The 21,426-nt window shown below is 71.3% G+C and carries 23 protein-coding genes, 1 tRNA gene and 1 pseudogene; 12 read left to right on the top strand and 13 right to left on the bottom strand.

Translation table 11 applies throughout. The annotated features are described in order from the left end of the window. Window positions 1-16: 16 nt before the first annotated feature. The 5 genes from VGJ24_RS18615 to VGJ24_RS18635 are packed head-to-tail and all read right to left on the bottom strand — an operon-like array spanning window position 17 to window position 4,177. Window positions 17-616, bottom strand: coding sequence for a GNAT family protein (locus tag VGJ24_RS18615; protein WP_331502138.1), 600 nt, complete (start codon window positions 614-616; stop codon window positions 17-19). 10 nt (window positions 617-626) lie between these two features. Beyond that, a complete protein-coding gene (locus VGJ24_RS18620; protein WP_331502187.1) occupies window positions 627-1,097 on the bottom strand; it encodes a MogA/MoaB family molybdenum cofactor biosynthesis protein in 471 nt (156 codons plus the stop codon). Next, complete coding sequence (moaC, locus tag VGJ24_RS18625; protein ID WP_331502139.1) at window positions 1,097-1,567, bottom strand: cyclic pyranopterin monophosphate synthase MoaC; 471 nt, start codon at window positions 1,565-1,567, stop codon at window positions 1,097-1,099. The genes VGJ24_RS18620 and moaC overlap by 1 nt, the downstream gene beginning before the upstream one ends. A gap of 8 nt (window positions 1,568-1,575) precedes the next feature. Next, a complete protein-coding gene (gene glp / locus VGJ24_RS18630; RefSeq protein ID WP_331502140.1) occupies window positions 1,576-2,808 on the bottom strand; it encodes a gephyrin-like molybdotransferase Glp in 1,233 nt (410 codons plus the stop codon). Then, window positions 2,801-4,177: a UTP--glucose-1-phosphate uridylyltransferase gene (locus VGJ24_RS18635; RefSeq protein ID WP_331502141.1), complete on the bottom strand. Its 1,377-nt coding sequence runs from the start codon at window positions 4,175-4,177 to the stop codon at window positions 2,801-2,803. The genes glp and VGJ24_RS18635 overlap by 8 nt, the downstream gene beginning before the upstream one ends. A 22-nt stretch (window positions 4,178-4,199) precedes the next feature. Between VGJ24_RS18635 and VGJ24_RS18640 the strand changes: the two genes are divergently transcribed. Both VGJ24_RS18640 and VGJ24_RS18645 read left to right on the top strand, forming a co-directional pair. Next, complete coding sequence (locus VGJ24_RS18640; protein ID WP_331502142.1) at window positions 4,200-4,814, top strand: 5-formyltetrahydrofolate cyclo-ligase; 615 nt, start codon at window positions 4,200-4,202, stop codon at window positions 4,812-4,814. A 206-nt stretch (window positions 4,815-5,020) separates the two neighbouring features. Further along, window positions 5,021-5,113, top strand: a pseudogene (locus tag VGJ24_RS18645) (FmdB family zinc ribbon protein); the annotation flags it as partial. A 62-nt stretch (window positions 5,114-5,175) separates the two neighbouring features. On the opposite strand, the gene VGJ24_RS18650 reads toward VGJ24_RS18645, so the two are convergent. Beyond that, window positions 5,176-5,400, bottom strand: coding sequence for a hypothetical protein (locus VGJ24_RS18650; RefSeq protein ID WP_331502188.1), 225 nt, complete (start codon window positions 5,398-5,400; stop codon window positions 5,176-5,178). 80 nt (window positions 5,401-5,480) lie between these two features. On the opposite strand from VGJ24_RS18650, the gene VGJ24_RS18655 reads away from it, so the two are divergent. Beyond that, complete coding sequence (locus tag VGJ24_RS18655) at window positions 5,481-6,134, top strand: SAF domain-containing protein (RefSeq protein WP_331502143.1); 654 nt, start codon at window positions 5,481-5,483, stop codon at window positions 6,132-6,134. A gap of 51 nt (window positions 6,135-6,185) precedes the next feature. Next, window positions 6,186-6,581, top strand: coding sequence for an MscL family protein (locus VGJ24_RS18660; RefSeq protein ID WP_331502144.1), 396 nt, complete (start codon window positions 6,186-6,188; stop codon window positions 6,579-6,581). A 24-nt stretch (window positions 6,582-6,605) separates the two neighbouring features. Here the strand turns inward: VGJ24_RS18660 and VGJ24_RS18665 are convergent, their stop codons facing one another. Beyond that, window positions 6,606-6,803: a hypothetical protein gene (locus tag VGJ24_RS18665; protein ID WP_331502145.1), complete on the bottom strand. Its 198-nt coding sequence runs from the start codon at window positions 6,801-6,803 to the stop codon at window positions 6,606-6,608. Window positions 6,804-6,822: 19 nt separating this feature from the next. Continuing rightward, the gene (locus VGJ24_RS18670) at window positions 6,823-8,013 is read right to left on the bottom strand and encodes an LCP family protein (RefSeq protein ID WP_331502146.1); all 1,191 of its coding nucleotides are present in this window, start codon (window positions 8,011-8,013) and stop codon (window positions 6,823-6,825) included. A gap of 198 nt (window positions 8,014-8,211) precedes the next feature. Here VGJ24_RS18670 and VGJ24_RS18675 point away from each other — a divergent pair, with 198 nt between their 5' ends. From VGJ24_RS18675 to VGJ24_RS18685, 3 genes are all read left to right on the top strand, one after another. Next, window positions 8,212-9,606 (top strand): PQQ-binding-like beta-propeller repeat protein, encoded by a 1,395-nt coding sequence (locus VGJ24_RS18675; protein ID WP_331502147.1) that lies wholly within the window; start codon window positions 8,212-8,214, stop codon window positions 9,604-9,606. A 46-nt stretch (window positions 9,607-9,652) separates the two neighbouring features. Beyond that, window positions 9,653-9,728 (top strand) — tRNA-Arg (locus VGJ24_RS18680). A gap of 228 nt (window positions 9,729-9,956) precedes the next feature. Beyond that, entirely contained in the window at window positions 9,957-12,395 is a 2,439-nt protein-coding gene (locus VGJ24_RS18685) for a CHAP domain-containing protein (protein ID WP_331502148.1), read from the top strand. Here the strand turns inward: VGJ24_RS18685 and VGJ24_RS18690 are convergent. After that, on the bottom strand, window positions 12,392-13,585 hold the full coding sequence (locus VGJ24_RS18690; RefSeq protein ID WP_331502149.1) for a saccharopine dehydrogenase family protein: 1,194 nt from the start codon (window positions 13,583-13,585) through the stop codon (window positions 12,392-12,394). The two genes, VGJ24_RS18685 and VGJ24_RS18690, sit on opposite strands and share 4 nt — an antisense overlap. A 56-nt stretch (window positions 13,586-13,641) precedes the next feature. On the opposite strand from VGJ24_RS18690, the gene VGJ24_RS18695 reads away from it, so the two are divergent. The 3 genes from VGJ24_RS18695 to VGJ24_RS18705 are packed head-to-tail and all read left to right on the top strand — an operon-like array spanning window position 13,642 to window position 16,749. Next, the gene (locus VGJ24_RS18695; protein WP_331502150.1) at window positions 13,642-15,615 is read left to right on the top strand and encodes a beta-propeller domain-containing protein; all 1,974 of its coding nucleotides are present in this window, start codon (window positions 13,642-13,644) and stop codon (window positions 15,613-15,615) included. 30 nt (window positions 15,616-15,645) lie between these two features. Next, window positions 15,646-15,915 (top strand): DUF2277 domain-containing protein, encoded by a 270-nt coding sequence (locus tag VGJ24_RS18700; RefSeq protein WP_331502151.1) that lies wholly within the window; start codon window positions 15,646-15,648, stop codon window positions 15,913-15,915. A gap of 9 nt (window positions 15,916-15,924) precedes the next feature. Then, complete coding sequence (locus VGJ24_RS18705) at window positions 15,925-16,749, top strand: NAD-dependent protein deacetylase (protein ID WP_331502152.1); 825 nt, start codon at window positions 15,925-15,927, stop codon at window positions 16,747-16,749. A gap of 49 nt (window positions 16,750-16,798) precedes the next feature. Here the strand turns inward: VGJ24_RS18705 and VGJ24_RS18710 are convergent, their stop codons facing one another. Next, entirely contained in the window at window positions 16,799-17,353 is a 555-nt protein-coding gene (locus VGJ24_RS18710; protein ID WP_331502153.1) for a hypothetical protein, read from the bottom strand. A 187-nt stretch (window positions 17,354-17,540) separates the two neighbouring features. After that, window positions 17,541-18,227 (bottom strand): metal-dependent transcriptional regulator, encoded by a 687-nt coding sequence (locus tag VGJ24_RS18715; protein ID WP_331502154.1) that lies wholly within the window; start codon window positions 18,225-18,227, stop codon window positions 17,541-17,543. A gap of 66 nt (window positions 18,228-18,293) precedes the next feature. On the opposite strand from VGJ24_RS18715, the gene VGJ24_RS18720 reads away from it, so the two are divergent. Both VGJ24_RS18720 and VGJ24_RS18725 read left to right on the top strand, forming a co-directional pair. After that, entirely contained in the window at window positions 18,294-19,085 is a 792-nt protein-coding gene (locus VGJ24_RS18720; protein ID WP_331502155.1) for a hypothetical protein, read from the top strand. A 6-nt stretch (window positions 19,086-19,091) separates the two neighbouring features. Then, window positions 19,092-20,696, top strand: coding sequence for a glycoside hydrolase family 13 protein (locus VGJ24_RS18725; RefSeq protein WP_331502156.1), 1,605 nt, complete (start codon window positions 19,092-19,094; stop codon window positions 20,694-20,696). A gap of 4 nt (window positions 20,697-20,700) precedes the next feature. On the opposite strand, the gene VGJ24_RS18730 is transcribed toward VGJ24_RS18725, so the two are convergent. Together VGJ24_RS18730 and VGJ24_RS18735 are read right to left on the bottom strand one after the other, a co-directional pair. Next, entirely contained in the window at window positions 20,701-21,144 is a 444-nt protein-coding gene (locus VGJ24_RS18730; protein ID WP_331502157.1) for a MarR family winged helix-turn-helix transcriptional regulator, read from the bottom strand. Continuing rightward, window positions 21,131-21,253, bottom strand: a complete 123-nt coding sequence (locus tag VGJ24_RS18735; RefSeq protein WP_331502158.1) for a hypothetical protein — start codon at window positions 21,251-21,253, stop codon at window positions 21,131-21,133. Before VGJ24_RS18735 ends, VGJ24_RS18730 begins: the two co-directional genes overlap by 14 nt. Window positions 21,254-21,426 lie beyond the last annotated feature (173 nt).

Raw genomic sequence — 21,426 nt, forward strand, 5'->3', positions numbered from 1 at the left:
CAGGTGTGTCGCGAAATCACTCTTGTGACTGTTGGGACAGGCGAGCCAACATCCCGTCCGGACACTCCTCGACGGTGATCGCGTAGATCCGGTGGTCACGCCAGGCCCCGTCGATGTGGAGGAACCTCGGCGCGTACCCGACCTCGCGGATGCCGAGCTTCTCGACGACCCGCAGCGAGTTGGAGTTCTCCGGCCGGATCGCGACCTCGATCCGGTGCAGCCCGGCGGAGCGGAAGCAGTGGTCGATCACCAGGGCGACCGCCGTCGGCATCACGCCGCGACCCGCGACGTCGCGGTCGAGCCAGTAGCCGACGGACGCGAACTGTGCCGAGCCCCGGACGATGTTGTTGACCGTGACCTGGCCGGCGAAGCGCCCGTCGACCTCGATCGCGAATGCCATCCCGAGGCCCTGGCGGGCGTTCCGCTGCATCCGACCGACCAGGCTGCGGAACGTGGCCGGCCGCTCGGTGCCCCCAGGGGGGACGGTCGCGTCCCACGGCAGCAGCCACGCGGCGTTGCGGCGGCGTACGGCGCGCCAGGCGCGGGCGTCGCGGTAGCGGAGGGGGCGGAGCGTGACGGCGCCGTACTGCAGCGTGGCCGGCCACCCGGGGCTCATGCGGGCCTGCTCAATGGTCGCTCCCCAGGACCTGCTCGACGGCGTGCACGAGGAGCGGCTCGAGGACCGCGATCGCGTCCTTCACGCCACCGCGCGAACCGGGCAGGTTCACGACCAGGCAGTCGCCGGCGACGCCAGCGAGTCCGCGGGACAGGGCGGCGGTCGGCACGCCCTTGCCGACGCCGTACGCGCGGATCGCCTCGGCGATGCCGGGCACCTCGCGGTCGAGCAGCGCACGCGTCACCTCGGGTGTGCGGTCTGTCGGCGTGAGGCCGGTTCCCCCGGTCGTCAGAACGACGCGCGCACCACCATCGACCTCGGCCGAGATGGCCGCGCCGACGGGCTCGCCGTCGGGCACGACGATCGGCGGGTTGCACGAGAACCCCAGTGACGCCAGGAAATCCACGAGCAGTGGTCCGGTGGTGTCGTCGTACACCCCGGCGGCCGCGCGGTTGGAGGCGACCACGACAGCGGCGCGCATCATCGACGGAACTCCCCGGACTTTCCGCCGGACTTGCTGAGGATGCGTACGTCGGTGATCACGGCCCTCTTGTCGACCGCCTTGACCATGTCGATCACGGTGAGGCCGGCGACCGCGACCGCGGTGAGCGCCTCCATCTCGACGCCGGTGCGGTCGGTGGTGCGGACCGTCGCGGTCACCTCGACCGCATCGTCGACGACCTCCAGGTCGACGGTGACCGAGGACAGCGCGAGCGGATGGCACAGCGGGATCAGTGTCGAGGTCTGCTTGGCGCCCATGATGCCGGCGAGCCGGGCCACGGCGAGGGTGTCGCCCTTCGGTACGCCGGCTCCGCGGAGCAGGGTCACCACCTCCGGTGACACCAGCACGCGTCCGGCCGCGACGGCCTCACGGGTCGTCACGTCCTTGCCTGACACATCGACCATCCGGGCGGCCCCGGTCTCGTCGACATGGGTGAGACGGTCCGCCATCTGGTCTCCTAGAACTCCTCGTCGAGCGGTAGCACGGTCACTGTCTCACCGGCCTCGACCCAGGTCACGGACTCCGGCACCACGACCAGCGCGTCGGACTCGGCGAGGTCTCCGATCAGGTGTGACCCCTGGGCCCCGACCGGCGTGACCGCGAGCCGGCCGTCCACGACCGTCAACCGGCCACGGGCGAACTGTCGGCGCCCCTCGGGCGACCGGAGGCCCTGGGTCAGCAGAGCGTCGACCTCCGGTCGGATGTACGGCGTGCGCCCCATCAGTCGGCGAAGGGCGGGAAGGACGAACTGCTCGAAGGAGATGTACGACGAGACCGGGTTGCCCGGCAGAGTGACGATCGGGACCGCGTCCTCGCCGATGGTGCCGAAGCCCTGAGGCTTGCCGGGCTGCATGGCGACCCCGCCGAACCACACCGTGCCGAGCGGCGAGAGTGCCTCCTTCACCACGTCGTAGTCGCCCATCGACACGCCACCGCTGGTGACGACCAGGTCGGCCCGCACCAGCTGGTCGTTGAGCGCGTTGAGGAAGGCACGGGGGTCGTCGGGGACGATCCCGACGCGGTAGGCGATGGCGCCCGCCTGCCGGGCGGCGGCCGCGAGCAGGAACGAGTTGCCGTCGTAGATCGAGTCGCGGCCGAGGGACGAGCCCGGCTCGCGGAGCTCGGACCCGGTGGATATCACCACCACGCGAGGACGCGGTCGCGACCGGACCGAGGACCGACCAACCGCTGCGAGCAACCCGATCTGGCGCGCCCCGAGCACGGTCCCCGTGTGGACGAGCAGGTCGCCCTCGCCGACGTCCTGGCCCCGGGGGCGGATGTGCTGCCCCAGCTCGGGGGCCCGGGAGATCACGACGTTGGCGACGCCGCGGTCGGTCCATTCGTACGGCACGACGGAGTCCGCTCCGGCCGGCACGGGTGCACCGGTCATGATCTTCACGGCCGTGCCGGGCGACATCGCGAGCAGGGACTGCTGGCCGGCCCCGATCTCACCGACGACCGGCAGGTGGACCGGCGACTCGTCGCCGGCCGACGCGACGTCCGCGTGGGCCACGGCGTACCCGTCCATGGCGGAGTTGTCGAAGCCGGGCAGATCCACCGACGCGTGCACGTCCTCGGCGGCCGCCAGCCCGAAGGCCTCCATCAGCGGCTGGTCGAAGGCCGGGAGCGGCTCGATCGCGGAGAGGATGCGCTCGCGGTGGTCCTCGACGGAGACGAGCTCGTCAGTCATGCTCCAAGACGCTACCCGGCGGCACTCGCTCGGCCGCCCCGCTCTCCAGGGTCACGTCGCCGACGACCTTCACCTTCGGGCCGAACGTCCAGTCCCCACTGACCTTCAGCGACGTGGCCGCGCGCAGGCTCGGCGCGCCCTGGGGGAAGCGGCGTTCGAACTCCGGCACCAGCTTGTAGTACTCCGGGTCGAGGTCGACGAACGGGACACCGGCGGCCGGGTCGAGCACGAAGTCGTTGCCCACGTCGTAGACGTCGGACCGGAGCACGAGCAGGTCGTTGGTCGTCTTCACCGGCACGAAACGGTCGCGGCCGACCTCGATCGTGCGCGCGCCCTCGAAGACCTCGATCGCGGCACCCATCGCGGTCTCGATCTGGATCACCTCGGGCGTCGACGGGTCGGCCGGGTCGACGGTCTTGACGTTGCGGATCAGCGGCAGGCCGAGGATGCCGTGACGGGCGTCGAGCGCCTCGGCCATCGCCCGAAGGTCGAACCAGAGGTTGTTGGTCGAGCAGAACCGGTGTCGGTCGAGGTCGGCCAGCGCCGCCCGATCCTGCTTCGACGTCTGCGCGGTCTCGCGGAGCACGATGCGGCCATCGGAGGTACGGCGGGCGAAGTGGCCGCCCTTGCGGTCGGACGGCGTACGGCGTACGGCCTCGATGGCGAACGGCGCGCCCGACTCGGCGAACCAGCCGGCGATGCTGGCGTCCGGTACGGCGCCGAGGTTGTCGCTGTTGGAGACGAAGACGCGTTCGTAGCCCTGGTCGATCAGGGTCTGGAGCAGGCCGGTGCCGCGGAGGGCGGTGTAGAGATCGCCGTGCCCGGGCGGGCACCACTCGAGGTCGGTGTCCCTGCCCCAGACGACCGGCGTCAGGTCCTTCGGGAGGAGCTTCGGCTCGCGGTTCTGCAGGAACTCCAGGGGCAGTCCGTCGACCGGGAGGTCGGCGTACCGGGCGAGCGCGTCCATGGTGTCGGTGGACGTGCGGAAGCTGTTCATGAACAGCAAGGGCAGGCGGGCGTCGTGCTCGCGTCGCAGGTGGAGCACCTGCCGGGCGATCACGTCGAGGAACGACATGCCCTTGCGCACGCAGAGCAGGCTCTTGGCCCGCTCCATGCCCATCGAGGTGCCCAGGCCGCCGTTGAGCTTGATCACCGCCGTGGTGCGCAGCGCCGCGGATGCGGTCTCGGCGTCGACATCGACGTCGGAGAGCGACTCGCTGTCGATCGGTTCGATCGACGACTCCGGGATCAGGCCGGTCTCGCCGTGCTCGAGGAGGCGGTAGTAGTGGGCGAAGGTCTCGATCGCGACCGGGTCGATGCCTGCCTCGGCCATCTTCGCCCGCGCGCGGTCGAGTCCGGTACTGCTCATGGCTCGATCGTAGGCTGGCCGGGTGCCACCACCGCAATCCCGACCAGGTGATCCACCGGCCTCGGCGGCCGCCGTTGCGAAGATCGCCCTCCGCGACCAGATCCGTACCGCACGCCACCGGTTGCCGGTCGCCGAGCTGGGGTCGTTGGGCCGCGATCTGGCGGCGGTGGTGACCGCTCATCCCGACGTACGCCGAGCCGCGACGCTGACGGCGTACGTGTCGGTCGGATCCGAGCCCGGGACCGGCGAGCTGCTGGAATCCCTTGCTGCACTGGGGAAACGCGTGATCCTGCCGGTCGTCCGTCCCGACATGGACCTCGACTGGGGTACGTGGCGCGGCTCGGCCTCTCTGGTCCCGGCGCGCTACGGGCTGCTCGAGCCGGTCGACCGGCTCGGGGTCGACGCGATCGCCACGGCCGACGTGGTGCTCGTGCCCGGGCACGGCGTCTCGGCAACCGGGGCTCGGCTCGGCCAGGGCGGCGGCTGCTACGACCGGGCGCTGGGGCGGGTCCCGGTGGGCACCCCGGTGGTGTGCCTGCTCTACGACGACGAGGTCGGCCTCGACGTCCCCGTCGACGACCACGATCGACCCGTCACCGCGGCCGCGACCCCGACCCGCTGGGTCGACCTGCGCTGAGGTCGCGGGCGTGCCGTCGTATTGGCGCGATCGCGCGGTTGTGACAGGCCAGATCCCCGAATCGATGTCACAACGGCGCGATCGCGCGGTTGTGACAGGCCCCGGGCACCACCTCCGGGCATCGGGTCGATGACGTAGAGTTAGCAGTCGGCGGTGGGGAGTGCCAGCCGCCGCAGCGACCCGCACCGACCTGAGGATCACCTGCGTTGCCCACCTACCAGTACCGCTGCCCCGAGTGCGGCCACGCCTTCGAGCAGTTCCAGAGCTTCACCGACGACGCCCTCACCGTGTGCCCCGCGTGTGGCGGGCAGCTGCGCAAGGTGTTCAACGCCGTCGGCGTGGTGTTCAAGGGGTCGGGCTTCTACCGCAACGACAGCCGCGGCGGCAGCTCGAGCTCCTCGTCCGACTCCTCCGACTCCTCCGGCGACGCCGCGGGAACGTCGTCGGGATCGTCCGACTCCTCGTCCTCCTCGTCCTCCTCGACCTCGGGCTCGAGCTCGGGCTCGGGCTCGGAATCCTCCGGGTCCTCGTCCTCGACGCCGTCCAAGCCCTCACCCTCGTCGAGCACGGCCGGGTCCACCGCCACGAGCTGAACGCACGGCGACTGCCAACGGGGGCTGTGGACAGACACCCCGACGCAGGTCCGAGCACGCCTACCGTCGAGGGATGCCTGCTTCGACCGAGCCGTCCCCGACCGGTGACCGCCGCGCCCGGGTTCGCCGCGGCGTACGCCGCACCGTGCTGGCACGACGCCGTCCGCTGGCCGCCGGGTGTGCCGCGATCGCGGTCGTCGCCGGGGTGCACGCGGCTCGACCTCCGGCCGGGCCGACGGTGGCGGTGACGGTGGCCGCCCACGACCTCGCCTCCGGCATCGTCCTCGATCGCGACGACCTGGTCGTGCGCCGCTACCCGGCCGCCTCCGCTCCCGCGGGTTCCGAGCCCGAGGCCGTCGGGCGCACGCTGGCCGCTCCGGTCCGCGAGGGCGAGCCCGTGACGGACGTCCGCCTCGTCGCGCCGTCGCTCGTCGCCGGCTATCCGGGCCGGGTCGCGCTCCCGGTGCGGATCGCCGACGCGGACGCCGTGGCGCTGTTGCGGGCGGGCGATCGCATCACCCTGCTGGCGGCCGACCCGCGCCGTGGCACTGCGACGTACGTCGCGATCGACGTGCCCGTCCTCTCCCTGCCCGCCCCGGCCGACCACGACAGCGGAGCAGCCGGGCTCACCGGTCGCCTGGTCGTCGTGGCCGCGCTGCCCGAAGACGTCGACCACGTCGCCGGCGCCGCCGCGACCGATGTCATCAGTATCGTGATCAACCGCTAGCGTGACCGACGTCCAAGAGGCCGACCGCACGGGCGGCCGAGAGGAGTCAACATGTCCGGGTTCAAGAACTTCATCCTCCGTGGCAACCTCGTGGAGCTGGCCGTCGCGTTCGTCATGGCAACGGCCTTCGCGGCGGTGGTCACCGCGTTCGTCGCGCTGATCATGGGTCTGATCGGCAAGGCCGGTGGCCACGCCGACTTCAGTTCCTACAAGCCGGGCGGCCTGCTGGTCGGTGTGTTCATCACGACCGTGATCTCGTTCGTCGTGATCGGCGCGGTCGTCTACTACCTCGTGGTCACGCCGTACACGAAGGCCAAGGAGCGCTACTTCCCCGACGAGGCCGGGGGCACGCCGGCGGACGTCGCCCTGCTCGAGGAGATCCGCGACCTGCTCGTTGCGCAGGGTGGCGGCGCCACGTCGACGGCGACCACACCGCCGACCGCCTGAGACCAGGAGCCGCCCCGCCGCGGCTCAGCCGTGGTGGGGTGGCACCTGTCCGCGAAGCCACCGGTCGCGCGCGTCGTCCTCCTCGGACGGCGGCTCGGGGTCGCGCTCGTCCTGCGTGGTCTCGGGCAGTACGTCGCCGAAGACCGCGGCCAGGCGCCGGCGACGATGCGACTCCGACTCGTCGTCCGGCGAGGTTGGGGGTGGACTGCGGTCGTCGGCCATCAGGCTGCCCTCACGTGTCTCAGGCGCAGAGCCCGTTGGCGAGGTTGTCGGCGGCCGCGGCCTGTTCCTGCTGACCGTTCTTGGGGTGCTTGGTCACGCCCGGGATGTGCTGAGCGCTGAGCGAGCCCGACAGCATCGCCTTGTTCAGCACGTCGTCGTTCTTGATCGCGTCCCAGACCTGCTGCGCCTCGGGCTTCCAGACCACCCGGTTCGGATCGCTGGGGTCGGGCTCCCATGGCGTCGTCACGAACTGGATGTGCTCCAGGCCGATGTGCCGGAACTGGTAGGCCAGCCCGACCAGCTTGGAGATGCTGCCGATGTCGGGGTCGAGGGTCAGCGACTTGGTCGCCGCATCGATGAACCTGGCCAGGTGGATCGGGTTGGCCAGCGTGTCCGCGCTGATCGCCTGGTGGGCCATCGACGCGATGAACGCCTGCTGGCGCTTCATCCGGCCGATGTCCGACCCGTTGCCGAGCGAGTGCCGCTCGCGCACGTAGTTCAGGGCCTGGTCGCCGCTGAACTTGTGCGTGCCGGCGGGCAGCGTGATGTGGCCGATCGGGTCGTTCACGGCATGCGGGATGCAGACCTCGACGCCACCGATCGCGTCGACCATCGACTTGAACCCGTTGAAGTCGACGACGACGTAGTGGTCGACGCGCACACCGGTCAGCTGCTCGAACTGGCGCACCGTGCAGCCCGGGCCGCCGATGTTGAAGGCCTCGTTCCACATCGCCCCGGTGGCAGGAGGCGAGATCTCCTTGCCGCTGTCGTTCAGGCAGGCCGGCCGGTTCACGATCGAGTCGCGCGGGATGCTGACGCCGTACGCGTGCTCCCGGTCGCCCGAGAGGTGCAGCAGGATCGTGGTGTCGGACCGCTTGCCGATGCCGGTCAGGTTGTCGATGTGGTCACCGGGTGCGTCGCGGTTGTCCGAGCCCATGATCAGGATGTTGATCGGGCCGTGCGGACCCTTCGGCGCCTGCGGTGTCGGCCGGTCGGAGCCGAGCTCGCCCGAGATGTCCTTGACGTTGAGGTTTCCGTTGTAGTGGCGGTATAGGAACACCACGGACAGTCCGGTGACCAGAGCGATCACGACCATGGTCGCGCCGACGGCCTTGGCCACCGTGTGGTGCGTCTTGGTTCGGCCCTTCCGCTTCCCGCCGGCCGCGTCGTCGTCGGGGGTCCCGGCGCCGTCGGGTGGCAGGGCGGACATCAGCGATGGACCTCGAGTCGGAAGAGATGGGGCATCAGCCGGGCGTGGCCGCGGCCACCCCAACATACGGGGTTCACCAAAGTGTGACCAGGACGTGCGCCGTTCACCAACTCGTCGTGATATGCGCGCGAGGCTCCGCGGCCGCGCCCATGCGATCGGACAGGTGACGGGAGTGACGGTCCGGGCCAGACTGACCGAATGCGACGCCTCTTCTCGGTCCTGGTCCCCCTCTCCTGCGTCCTCGCCGCCGCCTGCTCCTCGGCCTCGCCGGCCGCCTCGCGGCCCACCACCCCGCAGGTCCACCAGCCACGTGCCGACGGGACCGCGGCGCCGCGCGCCTCGGGCGCCTTCACACCCTGGTGGACCTACCACCGCACACCGTCCCGGTCGGGCCACACCACCCACAGCGTCGGTACGCCGCTGAAGCCGGCGTGGACCAAGCTGCTGGGCGACGCGGTGTACGGCGAGCCGCTCGTCGTCGGCAGCACCCTCATCGTGGCCACCGAAGGGAACCGCGTCTTCGGGCTGAGCGCCCGAACGGGGCATGTCCGTTGGCAGAAGGGTCTGGGCACGCCGCAACCGATGAGCGGGCTGCCGTGCGGCGACATCGACCCGCTCGGCGTCACCGGCACGCCGGCGTACGACGCGAGCACGGGGTCGGTCTTCGCCGTGGCCGAGACCGTCGGCGGCCATCACACCCTGTGGGCCTTGAACGCCGAGACCGGCAAGAAGCGCTGGCATCGCTCGCTCGACGTACTGCCCGATCGGAACCGGAAGGCCGAGCAGGAGCGGTCGGCGTTGCTGGTCGAGCACGGACGCGTGGTCGTGTCGTTCGGTGGTCTCGCGGGTGACTGCGACAACTATGTCGGCTACGTGACGTCGACGTCCGTGACGGGCAGCGGCCGCACGTTCCACTACGCCGTACCGACGGCGCGCGAGGCCGGGATGTGGTCGCCGGCCGGACCCGTGCTGGGCCGCAACGGTCACGTCTACGTCGCGAGCGGGAACGGCGCGGAGCTCCACGGCCGCTGGGACAAGAGTGACTCGGTGACCGAGCTGAGCCCGAAGAAGCTGCACCGGCTGTCGGTGTTCGCGCCATCGACCTGGAAGGACGACAACATCCGAGACCTCGACCTGGGCTCCATGTCCCCGATGTCGGTGCCGGGTGTCCACCGCATCGTGATCGCCGGCAAGCGGGGCGTCGTCTACCTGCTGCGTGAGCGCCTCGGCGGGGTCGCCTCCGCGGTGGCCAACCTCGGCGGCTGCCACGCGTTCGGTGGCGGCGCTCGCGTGGGTCGGACCGTGCTGATGCCCTGCCTCGGGGAGGATCAGATCAGGGCTCTCCACGTCGGCCGCTCGAGACTCCACTGGACGTGGTCGGCCGATGGTGTGTTCGGCGCCCCGATCATCGCCGGCCACCGCGTGTACGTCGCGGACCGCTACTCGGGCGACCTGGTCGTGCTACCACTGAGCTCGGGCCACGTGGTCCAGCGGATCCATGCCGGCGACCTCACCCACTTCCCGTCCTCGGTCGTCGACGGCGGCCACGTGTTCGTCCCGACCCTGACCGGGATCACCGCGTTCCGCGGCTGACGGCGACTCGGTCCCCGCCGGTCGGTCCTGAGAAGATGGCGCCCACGCCCCAGTAGCTCAGTGGATAGAGCAGCCGCCTCCTAAGCGAAAGGTCGCCAGTTCGACTCTGGCCTGGGGCACCACAGGGGCACCAGGGGCACCACAGGTCACCTTCACCGAGTTCTGCGTCCCGCACGTCTCGGCCTGCTGACCTGATCCCTGTCTCCCGACCCCGGCATTCCCGGGACAGCACGCGGCGGAACGGCGAGAATCGGGCTGGAATCCCACCGATCCGGCGGCCCTCGAACTACCACGTTGTAGTTATCCGAACCCTCTCCCGCCACGTCTTTCCCACAGTTAACGTCTGCCACATGCGTATCGGACGACGCACGCGCCGGCGTGCCTCCTCGGCACGTCGTCTGTGCGCCGTCGTACTTCTGGGACTGCTCGCCGCACTGGCACCCGCACTGCTCCACCCGCAGCCGGTCAGCGCCGCCTCCGGCGTCGACGACTACCCGTCCCGGCTGAAGAACGCGCCGCAGGACTCGCTGGTCGACCCGTGGCAGTTCTACAACCGCGAGTGCACGTCGTTCGTCGCCTGGCGGCTGAACTCGGAGAACCAGGTCGCGTTCAACGACTACTGGCAGGGCCAGCACTGGGGGAACGCCTCGAACTGGAAGAGGGCCGCCGCCGCGCTGAACATCCCGGTCGACAACAACCCGACCCGCGGCGCGGTCGCGTGGTGGGCGGCCGGCTCGGCCGGGTCCTCGCGCGGACACGTCGCCTGGGTGCAGACCGCCGCCAGCGGCGCGATCACGATCGAGGAGTACAACTACCTCCACGCCGGCAGGTACGACACCCGCACGATCTCGAGCTCGAGCTCGTTGTGGCCGAGCGGGTTCATCCACATCAAGGACACCCAGATCCGCAACACGGCCTCGCCGGCGGTCCGGGGTACGCCGCAGGTCGGCAAGAGGCTGACCACCAGCAAGGGCTCCTGGAGCGCGAAGCACCTGACGTTCAAGTACCAGTGGCTCGGCAACGGCAAGCCGATCGCCGGCGCGACGTCGAGGTCGTTCACCGTGGGCGCCGGCCAGCTCGGCCAGAAGATCCGGGCCAAGGTCACCGCGATCAAGTCCGGAGCGCACTCGGGTACGGCGAAGTCGCGCGCAACCGACAGCGTCGCCAAGGGGGTCTTCGTGAACACGGCCGCCCCGGCGGTGAACGGCACCGCGCAGGTGGGCCTCCCGCTCGCATCCAGCAGAGGCATGTGGAGCGCCCCCGGCACCTTCAGCTACCAGTGGTTCGCCGGCAGCAAGCCGATCACCGGGGCCAGGGCGGCGAGCTTCACCCCGACCGCCGACCAGCTCGGCAGCGGCCTCACGGTCCGGGTGTCCCTCAGCGCGGCCGGCTACAAGACGCTCCGGGTGAGGTCCGCCCCGACCAGCGGCGTGCTGCCCGGCCAGTTCGTGGCGAAGACCCCGCCGAGCATCACCGGCGTCGCCCAGGTCGACCAGCACCTGACGGTGAGCCCCGGCTTGTGGAGCCCGCCCGGAGCGGTCAGCTACCAGTGGCTCGCCGACGGCACGCCGATCCATGGCGCCACCGGCACCGGCTACACGCCGACCCCCACCGACCTGCGCAAGAGCATCTCGGTCCGGGTCACGGTCAAGCAGCGCGGGTACGACAGCGCGGTCGTCACCTCGGTCGCCACCGCGGCCGTCGCCCCCGGCACGTTCCTCAACTCCGTGGCGCCGACGATCTCCGGCACGCCCCAGGTCGGTGTTCCGCTGACCGCCGGCAAGGGCACGTGGTCGCCGCGCCCGGACATCGCCTACCAGTGGCTCGTCGACGACGTCGTGATCCCGGGCGCCACCTCGACCACGTTCACGCCGCGCCCGCAGGATCTCGGCAAGAGGGTCACCCTCCTCGTGACCGCCACCCGGCCGGGGTACCTGACCTCGTCCTTGCCGACCACCGCGGCGTCGACCGTCCGGGCGGGCGTCATCCACAACCACCGGGCGCCCGTCGTCAGTGGCAAGGCGGTCGTCGGACACACGCTGGTCACCACCGACGGCACCTGGTCGATCACCCCCGACAGCGTCGGCTACCAGTGGTACGCCGGCAGCGCCCCGATCGGCGGCGCCACCTCGTCGACGTACCAGCCGACCGCGGCGGACGCCGGTCAGCGGATCCACGTCGTGGTGACCGCACGCCACGCCGGCTACACGTCGTCGTCGGCGGCGTCGGGCAGCACCGATCCGGTCGTCTTCGGACGGGTGTCGTTCGACAAGCCGACCATCCGCGGCCAGGCAGTGGTCGGACGCACGCTCACCGCACATCTCGCGAGCGTCGACCCGTCGACGGCGACACCACGGTTCCACTGGTACCGCGACGACCGGAAGATCCGCCACGCGAACCAGGCGACGTACGTCGTGCAGACCCGCGACCTCGGCCACCACCTGCACGTCGTCGTGACGATGCGGGCCGCGAACTGGCTGCCCCGCGACCGACGTTCGGCAGGTGTCACCGACGTCCGGACCGCGCCGCGGCTGCACGTGCACACGTCACTGCGGCACGGGAGGATCTTCCTCCGGCTGCGCGTGGCGGCGCCCGGGCTCAACGCACCCAGTGGCTCGGCCCGCGTGAAGCTCGGCCACCACCGGGTGGGCGCGTTCACGGTGACCGACGGACGCGGCAGTCGGCTGCTGGCGCCGATGCGACGCGGGCAGCATACGCTGACCGTCGTCTACCGAGGCGGCCCCCAGGAGACCGTGGGCCGGACGACGGTGACGGTCACCATCCCCTAGAGCACCTCGAACTTCAGGCCCGCGGCACGCAGCCGGCCGGTGAGCGCGTCGCCCATCGCCTGCGCCGTCGTGACCTGCCCCGCGGTCCGTGGGTTGTCGTCGAACGCCAGACACAGCGCGGACTCGGCGAGCATCTTCGCCGTCTCGTCGTAGCCCGGGTCACCGCCGGAGACCCGGGTCCGCACGGTCTGGCCGCCTCCTTCGCCCACGAAGTCGACGGTGAACCACGACTTGGCACGACGGCCCGCGTCGGGGCCCTCCCCCTGCGGGACGCGACCGAGCAGCGCCCGCCGCAACGGCGGCACCTGCGCGGCCAGCCCGAGCGCGGCCACCGTCGAGGCGCCGCCGACGGCGTACCGCAAGGTCTTGGTGCCGGCGAAGTGGGAGTAGCGGAAGTCGGGTCCGTACGCCGGGAGCGCGGCGCCGCTGCGGGCCACGATCGTCGGGTCGATGGTGGGCAGCGGAAGCAGCCATCGGCCGAGCACGCTGTCGTGGTGCGGGTTGCCCCTGACCGCGCGGGAGCGGCGGCCCTCGGGCCGCGGTTCGATCTCGCGGCGGGCGGCGTAGGCAGCGCGGGCGTGTCGGATGCGCGAGAACCCGTTCATCGCCGAGTGGAAGGTGCCGCCCGAGATCATGGCGCCGGCCCGCACGACTCCGCGCAGGGTGATCGGCACGTCGTCCGGCAGCTGCTGGACGGTGAAGTACGCGCCGAGGTCGTGGGGGATCGAGTCGAAGCCGCAGGCGTGCACGAGACGGGCGCCGGTCTGCTGGGCCGTGGTGTGGTGGGCGACGTAGGTGCGGTCGACGAACTCGGACTCGCCGGTGAGGTCGACGTAGTCGGTGCCGGCCTGGGCGCAGGCGGCCACCAGCGGCTCGCCGTACCGGAGGTAGGGGCCGACGGTCGTGATCACGACGCGCGCCCGGTTGGCGACGTCCTTGAGCGAGACGTCGTCGTCGACGTCCGCGGTGAGCAGCGGGAGGTCGCCGAGCGAGTCGTCGACGGTCACCAGGTGCTCGCGCAGACCCTCGAGCTTGGCCTGGCTGCGCCCGGCCAGGCCCCAGCGCAACCCGTCCGACGCGTGCCGGGCGAGGTACTCCGCGGTGAGGCGACCGGTGAAGCCCGTGGCGCCGAAGAGGACGAGGTCGAGCTCGCGGTCTGACGGGGGGTCGGAGCGTGACGCGTCGGTCATGCGATCCATCGTCCCAGCCCGGGGAACCCTTCGGCCAGTGCGGCCGTCTGATGGCCATGACCCTCGGAACCGCGTTGCGCCGGATCGTCGCCACCGTCACCGTGCTGCTCGCCGTGACCACCGCCTTCGCCGCCGGGTTCCTGGTCTCGGACACCCGGCACGACCAGAAGCCGATGCTCGATCTCACCGCCGCCGGTCTGGACAGCGGCCTGTCGTGCGACCGCCTCCGACAGTGGTACGTCGACCACGGTCTCGACCGGGTCACGGCCTGGGGCTGGCAGATACCGGCGATGCGCGCTGCGGAGGTTCCGCAGGCGGGTGTGGCCGAGAACTCCGTGGGATCCCCGACGAGCCCCTCGTTGGACACCACGACCGGCAGCGGCACGGGCACGAACGTCCAGGAGACCGGCGTCGACGAGCCGGACATCGCCAAGGTCTCGGGTGACCTGCTGGTGCGGATCAGCGGTGGCTCCCTGAAGACCGACGACGTCAGTGGCTCCGAGCCGCGCCGGCTCGGCGTCGCCCCGCTGAACCGGATCGGCGACCCGCAGCTCTTGCTGGCCGGCGACCGCGCGGTCGTGATCGGGTCCGAGGTCGACGACCCCGCCGCCGGCGCTCCCCTCGTGGCACCGCCTCCGCGGACCCTGGTGCTCACCTACGACCTCAGCGACCCGAGCCACCCGGCGCTCGTCGACTCCCGCGGGTACGACGGGTCGCTGGTCACCGCCCGTCAGGTCGGGTCCACCGTTCGGCTCGTGCTCGACGGCGGGCTGCCGGCACTCGACTTCGAGACCCCCTCGTCCTCGGTCGGTCAGGAGGAGGCCCTGGCCCACAACCGGGCGGTGGTGCGCGCCTCCACCGTCACCGACTGGCTGCCGCAGGTCACGGCGTACGACACCGCGACGCACGGCCCCTACGGGAGCCCCACCTCGAACGCGCTCGTCGACTGCTCCGACGTCGCGGTGCCCGAGACGTACAACGGGCTCGGCACCCTGACCGTGGTCGGGTTCGACCCCGCCACCCCGGACCGGGCCGACGCGACAGCCGTCGCGACCTCGTCCGCCACGGCGTACATGTCGCCGACCCACCTGTACGTCGCGACGTCGCCGTGGCAGCAGGCCTGGCAGCGCACCGGTGGCCCGATCGTGATGCCGATGAACGCGCCCGGGCCGACCAGGATCTACGGGTTCGACCTGAGCGGAACGGCCGCCCAGTACGTCGGGATGGGATCGGTCGACGGCACGATCGGCGGAAGCTGGGAGATGAACGAGTACGACGGCGTGCTGCGGGTGGCCATCTCGTCCGGCTCGGTCACGACGGGGACGTCCATCGTCCTGCTCCGGCCGGAGTCCGGCCGGCTGATGGACATCGGGCAGCTGGACGGGCTCGGCGTCCGGCAGGAGCTGAAGTCGGTGCGGTGGTTCGACGATCTCGCGGTGCTGGTGACCTTCCAGCAGACCGACCCGTTCTACGTCGTCGACCTCGCCGACCCGGTCCACCCGCGGGTCCTCGGTGCCCTGCACCTGCCGGGCTGGTCGTCGTACCTCCACCCGGTCGGGCCGCACCTCGTGCTCGGCCTCGGGCAGACCTCCCCGCAGTCGGTCATGGTCGACCCGCCGCAGCCACTGCCGACGAAACCGGCGCAGACGGTGGACCCCCAGCCTGTGGACCCGCAGCCGATGATCCCGCAGCAGCGCGCGAAGGCGACGCTGTTCGACATCTCCGACCCCGCCCGTCCGCGCGACCTGGGCACGGTCACCTACCCGGAGGGCAGTGTGGCCCAGGCGGGGACAGACCCGCACCAGGTGACCTGGCTGCCCGACCAGGACACCCTGCTCACCGTGATCGGCGGCGCGTACGGCCAGGCACGGGCCTGGATCTCGGTGCTGACGGTCCGCGACGGCACGATGCACGACCGGCTGGTCGCCGTGCCCGGGGCGGCCGACGTGAACGACGTACGCACGCTGCCGCTGGCCGACGGCCGGGTGGTCCTCGTGGCCGGCGACTCGGAGACATTCCTCCCGCTGTGACCGATCGTGGCTCCCGCGTAGGCTCGAGCCATGTGTCGCAACATCCGCCCGTTGAACAACTTCGCGCCGCCCGCGACCTCGCAGGAGGTCCGCGACGCCGCGCTCCAGTTCGTGCGCAAGGTCAGTGGCTCGACGCACCCGTCGGCCGCCAACCAGGAGGCGTTCGACCGGGCCGTGCACGAGATCGCGCACGTGACCCAGCATCTCCTCGAGGACCTGGTCACCACGGCGCCGCCGAAGGACCGCGAGGTCGAGGCCGAGAAGCGGCGGGCCCGGTCGCGCGCCCGGTACGCCAGCTGACCTGTGTCGATGACCGTCGAGGCGCCCGAGATCGCCGTACCGGAGCAGCTCCGGCGCGGCCACCTCGTCGTCCTCACCGGCGCCGGGCTGTCGACGGACTCGGGCATCCCCGACTACCGCGGGCCGGGGCCACGGGCGCGCACGGGCGGGCCGATGACCTACCAGGAGTTCGTCAGCGGTCCGGCGGCGCGGCAGCGGTACTGGGGCCGCAGCCACCTCGGCTGGAGCCGGATGGGCGGCGCCTCTCCGAACGCCGGGCACCGGGCGCTGGCCGCCCTCGACCCGGTCCTGCTGATCACCCAGAACGTCGACGGCCTGCACGAGGCGGCCGGCTCGCGCCGGCTCGTCGCGCTGCACGGCCGGATCGCCGACGTGATCTGCCTGTCCTGCCGGCGTACGTCGAGCCGCGCGGCGCTGGCGACCCGCATGGTCTCGGCGAACCCGGGCTACGCGGAGGTGCATGCGGCCGCCGAGATGCGACCGGACGGCGATGTCGAGCTCGACGACACCGCGGACTTCGTCGTCCCGGACTGCGAGGGCTGCGGAGGCGTCCTGAAGCCCGACGTCGTGTTCTTCGGCGAGAACGTCCCGCCTGCGCGGGTCCAGCGGTGCTACGACGCTGTCGACGCCCTGACCCCCGACGACGCGTTGCTGGTGGTCGGGTCGTCGCTGACGGTGATGAGCGGCTTCCGCTTCGTCCGCCGCGCGACCAGGGCCGGCGTCCCCGTGGTGATCGTCAACCGCGGCGCCACGCGTGGGGACGACCTGGCGACGGTGAGGCTGGAGGCCGGGTGCACTGAGTTCCTGACCGCGCTCGCGCACAGTCGCCGATGACCGTGGGGCCGCGGTCGCGGCCCCACAGACACCATCGGCAAGACGAGGATCAGCGGCCCGGTCCACCTCCGTGAACACGGGTCGAGCTCGCCGCGACCTTCCCACCGGAGACGCCCCTCTTCGGGGTCGCCGCCCACGACCCGGCCGCGGATACGCGATTGGCCGTGACCGCAAAGGCGATCAGCCATGCTCCGTACCGGCTTGCCGTCGGGCCACAGTTGTTGACCATGTCACACACCTCGAGGCCGGTACCTGTGTTGTCGTTGAACGTCTCGAACAGGCAGAGGTTCCCGGGCTTGGCCTTTGGCCTGGTCGGGGTTCCCCCGGCGCAGGCGGGCGGCACGGTCCCGCCGGGAGTGATGATGTGGACCGTGGGCGGGGACTTGAAGTCCCAGCCGAACGAGATGTTGTCGTTGAACGGATCGCCGGGATTGGCCGCCTTTCCATCGACGATGAACTGACCACGCAACGTCTTCGGCTTGGGCGCGAACTTCTTCTTCGCGGCCTTCTTCGTGAAGTACCGATGGTCGGCCCGAGGCTTGATCTGGTGATTCCAGGCCTTGGACCAGTTGATGCCGCTGAGCGCATTGGCCGCGGGCGTCACGATGACCGCTCCGGCCCCGAGAAGGACGATCGAGCAGAGGATCGCGAGCCAGCCGCGCCCCAGTTTCTTGAACATGCGTGTGCTTCCCTTCGCCGGGCGCTCGTGGATGACCGCCGGTGAGGGCAGCGTGGCGCAACCGCAGGTGGCGTGACATCCACCCGCGGGAGTATTTGTCCCGCGCGATCTCTCAGACGCGACTGACGAAGATGTGGCCCGCGGCCTCGAGGTCCAGCTCGGCGGTCTCACCACCGGAGCCGACCAGGACGCCGGCGTCCGTCGCGGTGACCCCGACGACCTTGTCGGGCAGGGCGCCGATGCGACGCAGCGTGCCCATCAGCGGCTCGTCCTTCTGCAGCTCCTCGGAGATGCGACGCACGCGGACGCTCGCCTGATCCTCGCCGGCGAGGTCGGCCAGGAGCTCGGTGCCGTCGAGGAAGAGCGCGTCGGAGCTGGTCTCACCCAGCTCGCCGAGGCCCGGGATCGGGTTGCCGTAGGGCGACTCGGTGGGGTGGCCGAGCAGGTCGACGAGGCGGCGCTCGACGGTCTCGGACATCACGTGCTCCCAGCGGCACGCCTCGGCGTGCACGAGCTCCCAGTCGAGCCCGATCACGTCGGTGAGCAGCCGCTCGGCCAGCCGGTGCTTGCGCATCACCCGGGTCGCGAGGCGCAGCCCCTCGGCGGTGAGCTCCAGGTGTCGGTCGCCCTCGACGGTGACCAACCCGTCGCGCTCCATGCGTGCGACCGTCTGCGACACCGTCGGACCGGACTGGTGCAGCCGCTCCGCGATCCGGGCACGCAGCGGCACGATGCCCTCCTCGACCAGCTCGTAGATGGTCCGGAGGTACATCTCCGTGGTGTCGATGAGGTCACTCACCTACACATTGTGACCCATGGCCGGAGGGGCTGGCAGAGTGGAGGAAACACCCTGCCGAGGAGCCCGATGACCGACCTGATCATCCCTTCCCGTTTCTGTGGTCCGCCCTCGTCCGGGAACGGCGGCTACAGCGCCGGTGCGATCTCGGCGTACGCCGGCGACGAGTGCCCGGAGGACCACGCCCGTCCCTGGCCGGCGATCGCGGTGTCGCTGATGGCTCCGCCGCCGCTCGAGGTGCCGATGACGGTCACCCCCGGCGAGGGCGGCGGTGTCGTGGCGACGTACGACGGGAAGCCGGTGCTGTCCGCCCGCTGCAGCAGCGACGCGGTCGCGGACGTCGAGCCGGTGACGCCGGAGGAGGCACGGGCCGCGGAGACGTCGTACGCCGGGCTCACGAGTCACCCCTTCCCCACCTGTTTCGCCTGCGGCACCGGCCGCGAGCCCGGCGACGGCCTGCGGGTCTTCCCCGGTCGGGTCGCCGACGCTCCCGCCGAGCACGGCGCGCCGCCGCGTACCCGGGTCGCGGCGACGTGGACGCCCGACCCGACGGTCGCCGAGGACTTCCACGCGTACGCCGACGAGCACCCCCGTGTGAGCCTCCCGGTCACCTGGGCGGCGCTCGACTGCATCGGCGGCTGGGCGGGCGACCTCGAGGAACGGCTGATGGTCCTCGCCCGGATCACCGCTCGACTCGACTCGCTGCCGGTGATCGGCGAGGAGCACGTGCTGGTCGGAATGGGCCGCGGACACGACGGCCGCAAGACCTGGACGTCCTCCACGATGTACGACGCCGACGGCCGCGTCGTCGCCAGCGCCGAGCACCTGTGGATCGCGGTCGACCCGGCCGCGTTCGCCTGATCCACGATGACGACACCGAGGTCCGGCACCACTCCCTGGTGGCGCGACGCCGTCTTCTACCAGGTCTACGTCCGCAGCTTCGCCGACTCCGACGGCGACGGGCTCGGCGACCTCCCCGGCATCACCTCGCGGCTGCGCTACCTGCGCGACCTCGGCATCGACGCGGTCTGGATCACGCCGTTCTATCCCTCGCCTCAGCACGACGCCGGGTACGACGTGGCCGACTACCGCGGCGTCGACCCCCGCTTCGGCCGGCTCTCCGACGTCGACGACCTGCTGGCCCGCGCCCACGACCTCGGTCTCAGGGTCGTCGTCGACCTGGTGCCCAACCACACCTCGTCGGAGCACGCGTGGTTCCGGCAGGCGCTGGCTGCCGATCCGGGCGGGCCCGAGCGCGCGCGCTACCTCTTCCGCACGGGCAAGGGACGTGGGGGCGCGCAGCCGCCCAACAACTGGCAGTCGGTCTTCGGCGGCCCGGCGTGGACGCGGCTCCCGGACGGTCAGTGGTACCTCCACCTCTTCGACACCTCCCAGCCCGACCTCGACTGGCGCAACCCCGAGGTGCCGGCGATGTTCGACGACGTGCTGCGCTTCTGGCTCGACCGGGGGGTCGACGGTTTCCGGGTCGACGTGGCGCACGGTCTGTTCAAGGTGAAGAGCCTGCGCGACCAGCGCGGAATGACGGATCCGGGGAGCGGCGGCGACCTCCCGAGCGACCGGGAAGAGCGGGCGATGGTCGAGCGCACCGACCGCGACGAGCCGATGTGGGACCAGCCAGAGGTGCACGAGATCTACCGGTCGTGGCGCCGCGTCCTCGAGGAGTACGCCGGGGACCGGATGGCCGTCGCGGAGGCATGGACCCGGACCCCGGAGTCCATGGCCCGCTACGTGCGTCCCGACGAACTCCACCAGGCCTTCAACTTCGCGTGGCTGCTGGCGCCGTGGTCGGCCGCGGCGTTCGCCGACGTCGTGCGCGGCACGCTGGCGGCGGTGAGACCGGTCGGCGCGGAGCCGAGCTGGGTGCTCTCCAACCACGACGTCGTCCGCCACCCCAGCAGGTACGGCGGCGGATCCCGCGGGCTCGCGCGGGCCCGGGCCGCCACGTTGACGATGCTCGGGCTGCCAGGGTCGGCGTACCTGTACCAGGGCGAGGAGCTCGGGCTCGAGGAGGTCGACGTACCCCCGGAGTCGCGGCAGGACCCGTACTGGTTCCGCACCGGCAAGCCCGGGCGCGACGGTGCGCGGGTTCCGATCCCATGGCGCGGCTCGCGCTCGCCGTACGGGTTCGGGCCGGGGAAGGGCACGCCGTGGCTACCGATGCCGGACGACTGGGCACCGCTCACCGTCGCCGCGCAGCGGAAGGACCCGGACTCGACGTGGTCGTTCTACCGCGCCGTGCTTCGTGCCCGGCGCCGGCTGGGCGAAAGGGGGGACGCGGTGGAGATCGTGGAGGGTCGCGCGACGGTGCTGCACCTGCGCCGGGGCGACCTCACGGTGGTCTGCAACTGCGGCTCGCGTCCGGTGCGACTGCCGGCCGGCAAGGTCGTGGTCGCCAGCGGGCCACTCGTGGGCGGCCTGCTCCCGCCGGACACCGCGGTGTGGCTTCGCTGACCGGTCAGGCGTTCTTGTCGAGGGCCTCGTTGTAGCGCGCGAGTCCGGCGACGAACTCGCGCAGATCGGCCTCGGACCACTCGGACAGCTGCTCGGCGAGCCAGCGGCGGCGGTCGCTGGCGACGGACTCCATCCGGTGTACGGCGTCCTTGCTGGCCGAGATCAGCACCGCCCGGCCGTCGACGGGGTCCGGCTCGCGGTCGAGCAGGCCGAGATCGCACAGGTGCTGGACCTGGCGGCTGATCGCGCCCTTGTCGACGTTGAACAGCTCCGACATCACCGACGACCGCTGCGGGCCCTCGGTGGCGAGGTAGGTGAGCATCAGGTACGACGCGGGCTGGAGATCGGGGTGGACGGCGCGGGCGCGCTCCCCGATGACGCGCTTGACCCGACGGATCAGCACGCCGACCTCCTGCTCGAGGTGGCCGAGCTCGTCAGCGCGCGACATGGGACACCACCTGGGTGGCCTCGCGTGCGCGAGCCCCGAGCGGGCGCACGGTCTCGGGCACGGTCTCGGGCACAGCCAGTCCTCGGGTCATCGTGACGGTTGACTGCATCAACTTTATTCGATGCCGGTCCCCGCCACCAAGTCTGTGGACATCCTGACAGAGGCACGCCCGTGGGTGTCGGAAATGCAGACGACCCGCAGGTGTGACCACGGAGAAGTCCGGGTCCCTCCGGCCGGACGTTGGCCGGATCACCTGCGGATCGGGTGTCTGCGTTGAGATTG

This window comes from Nocardioides sp. (genome assembly GCF_036493135.1).
GTDB lineage: Bacteria > Actinomycetota > Actinomycetes > Propionibacteriales > Nocardioidaceae > Nocardioides.

Coding starts and splice junctions, on each gene's coding strand:
- VGJ24_RS18615 (WP_331502138.1), bottom strand. CDS start 616: ATGAGCCCCGGGTGGCCGGCCACGCTGCAGTACGGCGCCGTCACGCTC.
- VGJ24_RS18620 (WP_331502187.1), bottom strand. CDS start 1,097: ATGCGCGCCGCTGTCGTGGTCGCCTCCAACCGCGCGGCCGCCGGGGTG.
- moaC (WP_331502139.1), bottom strand. CDS start 1,567: ATGGCGGACCGTCTCACCCATGTCGACGAGACCGGGGCCGCCCGGATG.
- glp (WP_331502140.1), bottom strand. CDS start 2,808: ATGACTGACGAGCTCGTCTCCGTCGAGGACCACCGCGAGCGCATCCTC.
- VGJ24_RS18635 (WP_331502141.1), bottom strand. CDS start 4,177: ATGAGCAGTACCGGACTCGACCGCGCGCGGGCGAAGATGGCCGAGGCA.
- VGJ24_RS18655 (WP_331502143.1), top strand. CDS start 5,481: ATGCCTGCTTCGACCGAGCCGTCCCCGACCGGTGACCGCCGCGCCCGG.
- VGJ24_RS18660 (WP_331502144.1), top strand. CDS start 6,186: ATGTCCGGGTTCAAGAACTTCATCCTCCGTGGCAACCTCGTGGAGCTG.
- VGJ24_RS18665 (WP_331502145.1), bottom strand. CDS start 6,803: ATGGCCGACGACCGCAGTCCACCCCCAACCTCGCCGGACGACGAGTCG.
- VGJ24_RS18670 (WP_331502146.1), bottom strand. CDS start 8,013: ATGTCCGCCCTGCCACCCGACGGCGCCGGGACCCCCGACGACGACGCG.
- VGJ24_RS18675 (WP_331502147.1), top strand. CDS start 8,212: ATGCGACGCCTCTTCTCGGTCCTGGTCCCCCTCTCCTGCGTCCTCGCC.
- VGJ24_RS18685 (WP_331502148.1), top strand. CDS start 9,957: ATGCGTATCGGACGACGCACGCGCCGGCGTGCCTCCTCGGCACGTCGT.
- VGJ24_RS18690 (WP_331502149.1), bottom strand. CDS start 13,585: ATGACCGACGCGTCACGCTCCGACCCCCCGTCAGACCGCGAGCTCGAC.
- VGJ24_RS18695 (WP_331502150.1), top strand. CDS start 13,642: ATGACCCTCGGAACCGCGTTGCGCCGGATCGTCGCCACCGTCACCGTG.
- VGJ24_RS18700 (WP_331502151.1), top strand. CDS start 15,646: ATGTGTCGCAACATCCGCCCGTTGAACAACTTCGCGCCGCCCGCGACC.
- VGJ24_RS18705 (WP_331502152.1), top strand. CDS start 15,925: ATGACCGTCGAGGCGCCCGAGATCGCCGTACCGGAGCAGCTCCGGCGC.
- VGJ24_RS18720 (WP_331502155.1), top strand. CDS start 18,294: ATGACCGACCTGATCATCCCTTCCCGTTTCTGTGGTCCGCCCTCGTCC.
- VGJ24_RS18725 (WP_331502156.1), top strand. CDS start 19,092: ATGACGACACCGAGGTCCGGCACCACTCCCTGGTGGCGCGACGCCGTC.
- VGJ24_RS18730 (WP_331502157.1), bottom strand. CDS start 21,144: ATGTCGCGCGCTGACGAGCTCGGCCACCTCGAGCAGGAGGTCGGCGTG.
- VGJ24_RS18735 (WP_331502158.1), bottom strand. CDS start 21,253: ATGCAGTCAACCGTCACGATGACCCGAGGACTGGCTGTGCCCGAGACC.